The 448-nt window shown below is 50.2% G+C and carries 3 tRNA genes and 1 rRNA gene; all 4 read left to right on the top strand.

The features are described 5' to 3' along the window. The first annotated feature begins 4 nt into the window (after positions 1–4). A 5S ribosomal RNA gene (gene rrf, locus AY633_RS10390) occupies positions 5–120 on the top strand. Between the two features lie 42 nt (positions 121–162). Then, positions 163–235: transfer RNA gene (locus AY633_RS10385), tRNA-Thr, on the top strand. A 56-nt stretch (positions 236–291) separates the two neighbouring features. Beyond that, positions 292–366: transfer RNA gene (locus AY633_RS10380), tRNA-Glu, on the top strand. 5 nt (positions 367–371) lie between these two features. Beyond that, positions 372–447: transfer RNA gene (locus AY633_RS10375), tRNA-Val, on the top strand. The last annotated feature ends 1 nt before the right edge of the window (position 448 follow it).

Raw genomic sequence — 448 nt, 5'->3', positions numbered from 1 at the left:
ATAGTCCAGTGATGATGGCAAAGAGGCCACACCCGTTCCCATCCCGAACACGGAAGTTAAGCTCTTTTGCGCCGATGGTAGTTGGGGGGTTCCCCCTGTGAGAGTAGGACGTCGCTGGGCAATTATCTTTTTTTACTTTGTACCGAGATTTCCTTTTACCTTGCTTCCATAGCTCAGTAGGTAGAGTGCTTCCATGGTAAGGAAGAGGTCACCGGTTCGAGCCCGGTTGGAAGCTTTTGATTCTTTGAAGTTTCTTTACATCGGAAACTGTTTTCTTTATAATTTTTGTAAGGCCCCTTGGTCAAGCGGTTAAGACACCGCCCTTTCACGGCGGTAACACGGGTTCGAATCCCGTAGGGGTCACCATTCATGGAGGATTAGCTCAGCTGGGAGAGCATCTGCCTTACAAGCAGAGGGTCGGCGGTTCGATCCCGTCATCCTCCACCAT

The organism is Planococcus maritimus (assembly GCF_001592825.1).
Lineage (GTDB): Bacteria > Bacillota > Bacilli > Bacillales_A > Planococcaceae > Planococcus > Planococcus maritimus_C.
The sequence above is the reverse complement of the archived record's forward strand: the minus strand, read 5'-3'. Positions and strand labels throughout refer to the sequence as shown.